9 protein-coding genes and 1 pseudogene are annotated in these 8,436 nt (G+C 73.0%); 6 read left to right on the forward strand and 4 right to left on the reverse strand.

Annotated elements, in window-relative coordinates; translation table 11 throughout:
- From AB0J52_RS18025 to AB0J52_RS18040, 4 genes are all read left to right on the forward strand, one after another.
- Positions 1 to 191: hypothetical protein (locus AB0J52_RS18025; protein WP_500182727.1), on the forward strand; the 191-nt coding region annotated here is incomplete at its 5' end.
- Positions 192 to 346: 155 nt separating this feature from the next.
- Positions 347 to 1,237, forward strand: a complete 891-nt coding sequence (gene mshB / locus AB0J52_RS18030) for an N-acetyl-1-D-myo-inositol-2-amino-2-deoxy-alpha-D-glucopyranoside deacetylase (RefSeq protein WP_500182728.1) — start codon at positions 347 to 349, stop codon at positions 1,235 to 1,237.
- A 25-nt stretch (positions 1,238 to 1,262) separates the two neighbouring features.
- The gene (locus tag AB0J52_RS18035; protein WP_500182729.1) at positions 1,263 to 1,832 is read left to right on the forward strand and encodes a DUF6113 family protein; all 570 of its coding nucleotides are present in this window, start codon (positions 1,263 to 1,265) and stop codon (positions 1,830 to 1,832) included.
- 12 nt (positions 1,833 to 1,844) lie between these two features.
- A complete protein-coding gene (locus tag AB0J52_RS18040) occupies positions 1,845 to 2,378 on the forward strand; it encodes a flavin reductase family protein (protein ID WP_500182730.1) in 534 nt (177 codons plus the stop codon).
- A gap of 152 nt (positions 2,379 to 2,530) precedes the next feature.
- On the opposite strand, the gene AB0J52_RS18045 is transcribed toward AB0J52_RS18040, so the two are convergent.
- The 3 genes from AB0J52_RS18045 to rocD form a co-directional block, all read right to left on the reverse strand.
- The gene (locus AB0J52_RS18045; protein WP_500182731.1) at positions 2,531 to 4,144 is read right to left on the reverse strand and encodes a DHA2 family efflux MFS transporter permease subunit; all 1,614 of its coding nucleotides are present in this window, start codon (positions 4,142 to 4,144) and stop codon (positions 2,531 to 2,533) included.
- Positions 4,141 to 4,782 carry a PadR family transcriptional regulator gene (locus AB0J52_RS18050; RefSeq protein ID WP_500182732.1) on the reverse strand — a complete coding sequence of 214 codons (642 nt, stop codon included), beginning with the start codon at positions 4,780 to 4,782 and terminating at the stop codon, positions 4,141 to 4,143. Before AB0J52_RS18050 ends, AB0J52_RS18045 begins: the two co-directional genes overlap by 4 nt.
- Before the next feature lie 240 nt (positions 4,783 to 5,022).
- Positions 5,023 to 6,234 carry an ornithine--oxo-acid transaminase gene (rocD, locus tag AB0J52_RS18055; RefSeq protein WP_500182733.1) on the reverse strand — a complete coding sequence of 404 codons (1,212 nt, stop codon included), beginning with the start codon at positions 6,232 to 6,234 and terminating at the stop codon, positions 5,023 to 5,025.
- A 166-nt stretch (positions 6,235 to 6,400) separates the two neighbouring features.
- Between rocD and AB0J52_RS18060 the strand changes: the two genes are divergently transcribed.
- Together AB0J52_RS18060 and AB0J52_RS18065 are read left to right on the forward strand one after the other, a co-directional pair.
- Positions 6,401 to 6,901: an Lrp/AsnC family transcriptional regulator gene (locus tag AB0J52_RS18060; protein WP_500182734.1), complete on the forward strand. Its 501-nt coding sequence runs from the start codon at positions 6,401 to 6,403 to the stop codon at positions 6,899 to 6,901.
- 48 nt (positions 6,902 to 6,949) lie between these two features.
- Entirely contained in the window at positions 6,950 to 7,876 is a 927-nt protein-coding gene (locus AB0J52_RS18065) for a hypothetical protein (RefSeq protein WP_500182735.1), read from the forward strand.
- 3 nt (positions 7,877 to 7,879) lie between these two features.
- Here AB0J52_RS18065 and AB0J52_RS18070 read toward each other — a convergent pair.
- A pseudogene (locus tag AB0J52_RS18070) lies at positions 7,880 to 8,436 on the reverse strand (serine/threonine protein kinase); the annotation flags it as partial.

The following is an 8,436-nucleotide window of genomic DNA, read 5'->3' on the forward strand; positions in this document are numbered from 1 at the left end:
CGACCGGCAGGCCGACCCACACCCAGCCCCCGACCAGCCCGCCCGGCGGTGGCGGCGGCGGTGGCGGCGGTGGCGGCGGCACCGGAGGCGGTGGCGGCGGTACCGGCGGAGGCGGCGGCGGTACCGGCGGCGGTGGCACCGGTGGCGGTGGCGGAGGAACCGGCGGCGGTGGCGGCGGCGACGGCACCTGACCCGCGACGCCGACCCGCACCCCGCCCACGCCCCCCTCGGACGTGACAGGTCTCCGGACGTGACGACGGTCACGTCCGGAGCGTGACGATTCGCGCACCCCGGGCGGCCGGGTGGCAGCCGAGAACGGTCCCGCGCGTTAGTAGGCTCATCGGTCATGAAGGAGCCGCGCATCCTGTTCGTGCACGCCCACCCCGATGACGAGTCCATCGGGACGGGCGCGACCATGGCCAAGTACGCGGCCGAGGGCGCCCACGTCACGCTCGTCACCTGCACGCTCGGCGAGGAGGGCGAGGTCATCCCGGACGAGCTGCGCCACCTGGCCGCCGACAAGGAGGACCGGCTCGGCGAGTTCCGGATCGCCGAGCTCGCCGCCGCCTGCGCGGCCCTCGGCGTCGCCGACCACCGGTTCCTCGGCGGTCCGGGCCGCTGGCGCGACTCGGGCATGATGGGCGCCGCCACCAACGACCACCCGCGCTGCTTCTGGCGCGCCGATCCGGACGAGGCCGCCGGGGAGCTCGCCGAAATCGTCCGGGAGGTCCGGCCGCAGGTGGTCGTCAGCTACGACGACCGCGGCAACTACGGCCACCCCGACCACATCCAGGCGCACCGCGTCACCCGCCGGGCCTTCGAGCTGGCCGCCGACCCGTCCTTCGCGGGCGGTGGCCGGGAGCCGTGGCGGGTCGCGAAGCTGTACGCGTACGCGACGCCGCGCACCGTGCTGGTCCGGGCGATCGCGGTGATGCGGGAGGCGCGGCTGCCGTTCCCGCGCGTCGCGACCCTGGACGAGCTCGGCTCCGGCGTCCCGGACGACCTGATCACCACGGTCGTGGACGCCCGCCCCTACCTTCCGGCCAAGCTGGCGGCGCTGCGCGCGCACCGCACCCAGATCACCGTCGCGCCGTCCGAGACCGGGCCGTTCTTCGCCCTGTCGAACAACCTCGGCCAGCAGGCGTTCGGCACCGAGTACTTCGTCCTGCTGGAAGGCGAGCGCGGCCCGGTCGCGGCGGGCGGCCGCGAGACCGACCTGTTCGCCGGGCTGTCCTGAGCGCGGCCCTGGCTAGGCTGTCCGGGTGAACGAGGACGACGCTCCCACGCGGCGCACGGACGAGCCCGCGCCGCCGCCCCCCGCCGCGCCCGCACCCGCCCCGGATTCGAGCCCGGAGGCGAGTCCTGAGGCGGCCCCGGAGGCGAGTCCTGAGGCGGCCCCGGCGGCGGACCCGGACCCCAGGCTGGAGGCCGTGGTCTCCGGTGCGGGCTACGGGGTGCTGGCCCTGCTCGGGTTCGCGTACGGCGTGTTCGGCGCGTTCCACCAGGACTGGACGGTCGGCTCGTTCCCGCTCCCGTCGCTGCTGCTGTGCGCCGTGCTGTTCGCGCTGGTCTTCGGCGCCGGCTACGGCATGCGGACGAAGCTGGGCGCGGTGATCCCCGCCGCCGCGTGGATGATCGTGACGTTCGTCATGTCGTCCAAGCAGCCCGAGGGCGATCTGGTCATCCCCGGCACGACCGCGGGATACGTCTACATCGTCGGCGGCCTGGTGACCGCGCTGGTCGCGATCGCCGTGGTGCCGACGCGGCGCCCTTCGGGGGAGTGGCTCACCGGCGGGCGACTCGGCGGAGGCGGCGGCGATACCCGCGGGTAGTGTGAGGGCGTTGTGAGCACCGAGCCCCCCAGCCCCGAGGCCCGCGCCCTCGGCACCGCGCCCGACGCCCGGCTGTTCCGCCGGGTGGTGGGGCGGTTCGCCACCGGCGTGGCGGTCGTGACCACCGTCGACGACGGCGTGGACCACGCGATGACGGTCAACGCCTTCACCTCCGTGTCTCTCGACCCCCTGCTGGTCATGTTCTGCGCCGAGCGGACGGCCCGCTTCCACGACACCGTCCTCGCCGCCGGGACCTGGGCGGTCTCGGTGCTGCCGGACGGCCTGCGCGCGGCGTCGGAGCACCTGGCCACCCGGGGCCGTCCGATCGCCGGTCAGCTCGACGGCTACCGCGTCCACCGCGGCGCGGTGACCGGCGCGGCCGTCCTGTCCGAGGCGCTCGCCGCCGTCGAGTGCCGCACCCACGCCGTCCACCCGGCGGGGGACCACAGCATCGTGATCGGCGAGGTCCTGTCGCTGGACGTCCCGAACCCCGACGCCGAGCCGCTGATCTTCCACGACGGCCGCTACCGCCGCATCGCCCGCTAGGGCCGGCTCACCGGCACGCGAGGAACGGACGAGGCAACGAGAAGCCCGGCACGACGCGTTCGTCGTGCCGGGCTTCTCGCCGTTCAGCGGGCCGGCCGTTCAGCCGTTCAGGTGGGTCGGCCGGCCGCTCGCCGTCGCCGCCGTCCGGCGGGTCAGTGCGTGGCGGGCTCCGGCTGGGGCTGCGGCGCGTCGGAGCGTCCGGCCGCCCGGTAGCCCTTCACACCGAGGCAGGCGAACGCGCCGACCATGATCACGGCCACCGGCAGCAGCATGGTGGGCCGCATGGCGTGCACGAAGCCGTGCCCGAACACCTGCCCCGACAGGGCCTGGAGCTGGTGCGCCACGTTCTGCGGGGTGCCCGGGGGGAGCTTCTGGCCGGAGTGCTGGGACGCGCCGACCTCCAGGCCGCCCTTGGCCGCCTGCGAGAACCCCGCCACGAACTTGTCGTGGTACGGCTGCGGCAGCCCCTTGGAGCGTGCCACCGCCTCGTTCCGGAGGGACGAGGCGAGCTGGTTCTGCAGGATCGCGCCGACCGCCGCCGAGCCGACCACCGAGCCGATCTGGCGGATCGTGTTGCTCACGCCGGACGCGGCCCCGGCCAGGCGCGGCGGGACGTTGCGGGTCGCCTCGGTCGCCATCGGCGCGAACACGCCGCCGACGCCGATCCCGGAGACGACCAGCGGGCCGAGGAACGCGGTCCAGCCCGTGTCGGTGCCCGCGACGGCGACCATCCAGAGCATGCCGACGCCGTACAGCAGCAGGCCGCCCATCAGGATGAACCGGCCGCCGATCTTGTCGGTGAGCTTGCCCGCGATCGGCGCGAGGAACATCGACACGACCGAGGACGGCGCCATGACCAGGCCCGCCTTCAGGGCGCTGAACCCGAGCACCGACTGCAGGTAGATGTTCATCGGCAGGAACATGCCGACCATGCCGACCGAGACGGCCGCGCCGACGAACGCCAGGATCGTGAAGTTGCGGTCCTTGAACAGCCCGAACGGCACCAGCGGCTCACGGTCCTGCCGGGCCTTCTGCTGGAAGAGGAAGACCACGAACAGCACGGCCGCCGAGCCGATCAGCGTCCAGATCCAGGCGTTCCAGTCGTACTTCTGGCCCTCGGTGAGCGCGAACACCAGGCAGAACAGCGCGACCGTCGCGAGCACGACGCCGAGGAAGTCGAACTTGTGCCGCACGCCCGGGATGTGGGCGGGCAGGATCGGCACCGCCATGGACAGCACCAGGATGCCGATCGGCAGGTTGACGAAGAAGATCCACCGCCAGTCGAAGCTGGTGACCAGCATGCCGCCGACGGTCGGGCCGGCGATCGTGGAGACGCCCGCCACCGCGCCCCACACACCGAGCGCCGCGCCGCGCTTCTCCGGCGGGAACGTCGCGATGATGATCGACATGGTCTGCGGCATCAGCAGCGCCGCGCCGAGCCCCTGCACCGCGCGGGCGGCGATCAGCTGGGTCGGGTCCTGCGCGATCCCGCACGCGAGGCTGGCCAGGGTGAACAGCACGACCCCGGCGATGAACAGGTTCTTCTTGCCCCACAGGTCGCCGAGCCGGCCGGCGGTGATGAGCAGGACGGCCAGCACCAGGATGTAGGCGTTGGTGACCCACAGCACCTCGTCCAGCGAGGCGTGCAGCTTGTCGATCATGCTCGGGATGGCGACGTTGACGATCGTCAGATCGAGCAGCGTCATGAAGAACCCGAGGGACAGCGTCAGAAGCACCGCCCAGGGGTTTCCGCGCCACTTGCTCATTCGTTCTCCTCTGCGTGTGCCCCGTGGCCGGGCACGCTGTCGTAGGGGGGGCGCTGCGCGCAGGGCGAGTCCTCGTCGTCCTCGAAGGTGAGGCGGCCCGCGTCGAGGTCGTCCACCAGGGCCTGGGCGAAGTCCAGCTCGGCCCGGTGCCGGGTGATGCTGAGCTCCAGGTCCAGCAGCTTGTGCCGGGCGAGGCCGCGCTTGCGCAGCGAGTCGAAGGACGCCTGGTGCCCGGCGACCAGCGCCTCCAGCACGATCACGCGGCTGCGCAGGTGCCGGGCGACCTCGTGTTCGGGCAGCAGGCCGACGAACGCGAGCGCCGCGCCGAACAGCGGGAACTCCTCGCTCGGCGCGGCGAGCAGGTCGGCCAGCCGGTCGCACGCGGCGTCCCGGCCGGACGGCGTGACCGCGTACACGGTCCGTTCGGGCCGGCGGCCCTCCCGGTTGGTCTCCACGGGCTCGATCAGGCCGGACGAGGCCAGCCGGTCGACGGTGTGGTACAGCGAGCCGTGCGTCACCTTGACCGCGTGGTCGTAGGCGTGCCAGCGGATGCGCTGCTGCATCTCGTACGGATGCATCGGCCCGTCGCACAGCATGCGCAGCACGGCGAGCGCCAGTGGGGTCAGTTTTCGGGACATCAGCCGTCTTTGGTTGATCTGGATTAGTCCACTCAGACTAATCCGGGAAGACTGATCTGTCAGCGCGGTTCCCGATCGCGGGAACGTGATGGTCGTCTCACCGCCCGGACGGGCCGTCGCCGCGCCGGGCCCAGGCGACCGGCCGCCGGGAGCCCGGAACCCGGGGACGCCAGGAGGCCGCCGCCGGACGTCGTACGTCCGGCGGCGGCCTCCCGTGCCGCGGCCCCGGGTGCCGGTGGCTCAGTCCTTCAGCGCGGCCTCGAACTGGTCGAGCGCCCAGTCCAGGTCCTCGCGGCTGATCGTCAGCGGCGGGGCGAGCCGGATGGTGGTCTCGTGCGTCTCCTTGGCGAGGACGCCGAGCTCCTTCAGCCGCTCGCTGACCGGGCGCGCCGGGCCGTTCAGCTCGATCCCGGCCCACAGGCCGCGGCCGCGCACCTCGCGGACCCGGTCGGACGGCATCTTGGCGAGCCGCGCGTGCATGTGCGCGCCCAGCTCGCGGGAGCGCTCCTGGAACTCCCCGGTCTTCAGCATGGCGATCACCTCCCGGGCGATCGCGCAGGCCAGCGGGTTGCCGCCGAAGGTGGAGCCGTGCTGGCCGGGCTTGAAGACGCCCAGCACGTCGCTGTCGGCGACGACCGCCGACACCGGCATGATGCCGCCGCCGAGGGCCTTGCCGAGGATGTAGACGTCCGGGACGACGCCCTCGTCCTGGACCGCGAACGTCGTGCCGGCCCGGCCGAGGCCGGACTGGATCTCGTCCGCCATCATCAGCACGTTGTGCTCGGTGCACAGCTCGCGGACGGCGGTGAGGAACCCGCTCGGCGGCACGACGACCCCGGCCTCGCCCTGGATCGGCTCGACCAGCACGCCGACCGTGTTGGCGTTCATCGCCTCGCGCAGCGCGTCCGCGTCGCCGTACGGCACGACCTTGAACCCGGGCGTGAACGGGCCGTAGGAGCCGCGCGCGTCGGGGTCGGTGGAGAAGCTGACGATCGTGGTCGTGCGGCCGTGGAAGTTGCCGTCGAAGGTGATGATCTCGGCGCGCCCGGCCGGGACGCCCTTGACCTCGTACCCCCACTTGCGCGCGGTCTTCAGCGCCGTCTCGACCGCCTCGGCGCCGCTGTTCATCGGCAGCACCATGTCCTTGCCGCACAGCTCGGCGAGCTCGGTGACGAACGGGCCGAACTGGTCGTGGTCGAACGCCCGGCTGACCAGGGTGACGCGCTCCAGCTGGCGCTGGGCCGCGGCGGTCAGGCGCGGGTTGCGGTGGCCGAAGTTGACCGCGGAGTACGCGGCGAGCATGTCCAGGTAGCGCCGTCCGTCGACGTCGGTGACCCAGGCTCCCTCGGCCTCGGCGATGACGATCGGGAGCGGGTGGTAGTTGTGCGCGCTGTGCTCGTCGGACAAGGCCCGCAGCTGCTCGGATCGGGTCACGAACGCTCCTTCACCCATGGTCGGCCCGGCCTCGTCGCCGGGATCGGTGGCCGCACCGGCGGCGGCCGGTGCCGGATGGGGGGTGGAGTCCTCGCGCGAAGGTTGTGCGCGGACCCTTCGACCAGCGTATGTTCGGGATCTACCAACACACAGTGCCGATTGAGGTCTCGGGGGGAGATATTTGTTGCGTCTTGACGACTTGGACCGCCGAATCGTTGCGCAGCTCCTGGAGAACGGCCGCGCCTCCTACGCGCAGATCGGCGACCGGATCGGGCTGTCGGCCCCCGCGGTGAAGCGCCGCGTCGACCGGCTCCGCGCGGAGCGGGTGATCACCGGCTTCGCCGCCGTGGTCGACCCGGCCGCCCTCGGCTGGACGACCGAGGCGTTCATCGAGGTGTTCTGCACGGGCGCGACCGCCCCGGAGGAGATCTACGACAGCGTCCACAAGCATCCGGAGGTCGTCGCGGCCTACACCGTCAGCGGCGACGCCAGCGCCCTCGTGCACGTCCGGTCCCGCGACATCCAGCACCTTGAGCAGGCTCTCGAACGGCTGCGCCGCGAGCCGAACATCACCGCGACCAAGACCGCCATCGTGCTGTCCCGGCTGATCGGCCGGCCGACCGACACCGGGGCGACCACCCCCGCCTGGCGCGGCCGGAACGGGACGAACCTGGCGGCGGACTAGAGTCCGGGCATATCGTCGTCCACCCCCTCCCCTGGACGAAGGACGGCGATGTCCGGCCCCACCCCCCGATCGGTGCGCCGGAAGCTGGCGCGGCTCAGCGAGCGCGAGCGGGCGAAGCTGCTGGAGTACGGGTTCGGATCGCGGTGGGCGCTGGAGCAGGTGGCGTCCGAGCGGGACGGCGCGCCGCTGGTGGACAGCGTCCTGGCTCTGCACACCGCGGCCGGTCACCGCCCGGCGTGTCCGGAGGACGAGGCGAACGCGGCCGCCGCCAAGCGCCGCGTCCGCCGCGTGCAGGACGAGGTGGTGAAGAGCGGGCAGCCGCACAAGCGCCGGATGGAGCTGCCCGAGGTGGTCGGCGCGTGGGCGCTGCTGTGGGCCATCCCTCTGCTGCTCGTCCCGCTCGGCATGTACGCGATGACCCTGACGGCCGCCTGGACGCTGGTGCTCTTCGCCGGCGGGCTGTTCGTCCTCACCGTGTTCGCCTGCGGGTTCGTCGCGAGCCGGGGTCACGTCCAGGCGTGGCTCGCCCTCCTGCCGATCCTGCTCGTCCTGGCGGGGGCGAGCGGGGCCGCTTCGCCGCTCTACCTGAAGTATGAGGGGCGGGACGTGCGGGGCGAGCTCGTCCGGGCGTGGACGACGGGCCAGGGAACCCGGAGCGAGCAGCGGCACTGCCTGGTGAGCTGGGACGACGCGGGGACGAGGCGGGTCGTCAAGGTCGGCGGCTGTCCCGGCGACTTCTACCGGCGGGACGGGCCCCGGCCCGGCGAGCACGTCCCGGTCCGCTTCGTCCTGTCGCCGGGACCGCCGACGAGCCGCGCCGGCACCAGGGCGGGCCTGTCGGTCACCTGGCAGGAGACCACGGCCGGGACCGGTCTCGTCCTCCTCGCACTCCTCACCGCCTGGGGCATCACGGCCACAGCACGCGCCCGCGCGCGCCGTCCGGCCGCCGCGCGCAAGGCTCCGTCCAGCGCCTGAGGGTCATTCGCCCGGGGTCGGTGGGACGCCCTGCCACACGGTCAGGTCGAGCGTGAGGTAGTCGGTCGGCTTGTCGCCGGTCCCGGTGATCCGCACGAGCCCGACGAAGCCGGAGTCGGTGTAGACGCAGATCATCTTGCCCTTGACCATGTAGTTCCCGTCGAGGCGGTCGGTGTAGCGGGTGTTGTCCCGGCACGCCTCGTAGGACCCGGCCCCGCCCGGGTCGAGGACGGAGAACCTGGCCCCCGTCATGCCGTTGCCGAGGTCCCAGAAGGTGAAGTCGCCGGAGTCCTTCCTGGGGTGCGTCGGATCGTCGGTCAGGCTCAGCTTGTACTCGGCCGACAGGTTGATGCCGCTGTAGCGGCCGAGCTCCCCGCCGATCGGCTTCGCCGTCCCGGCCGGGCCGGACGACCCGTTCGGCGAGGTGGTCGGCGAGCCGGACGGGCTTGCGCCGCCCGGCTGCCCGGCGACCGGCGCCGTGCTCGCGGACCGGCCGTCGAGCCCAGGACGGTCCCGTCGGCGTCGAGGGCGTGCAGCTCGTCGCCGACGCGCAGCAGGAT

It is taken from the genome of Spirillospora sp. NPDC049652, from assembly GCF_040675125.1.
In the GTDB taxonomy this organism is placed as follows: domain Bacteria; phylum Actinomycetota; class Actinomycetes; order Streptosporangiales; family Streptosporangiaceae; genus Spirillospora.

Excerpts from the sequence above, each read along its gene's own strand:
- mshB (WP_500182728.1), top strand. The coding sequence starts at position 347 with ATGAAGGAGCCGCGCATCCTGTTCGTGCACGCCCACCCCGATGACGAG.
- AB0J52_RS18045 (WP_500182731.1), bottom strand. The coding sequence starts at position 4,144 with ATGAGCAAGTGGCGCGGAAACCCCTGGGCGGTGCTTCTGACGCTGTCC.
- AB0J52_RS18050 (WP_500182732.1), bottom strand. The coding sequence starts at position 4,782 with ATGTCCCGAAAACTGACCCCACTGGCGCTCGCCGTGCTGCGCATGCTG.
- rocD (WP_500182733.1), bottom strand. The coding sequence starts at position 6,234 with ATGGGTGAAGGAGCGTTCGTGACCCGATCCGAGCAGCTGCGGGCCTTG.
- AB0J52_RS18065 (WP_500182735.1), top strand. The coding sequence starts at position 6,950 with ATGTCCGGCCCCACCCCCCGATCGGTGCGCCGGAAGCTGGCGCGGCTC.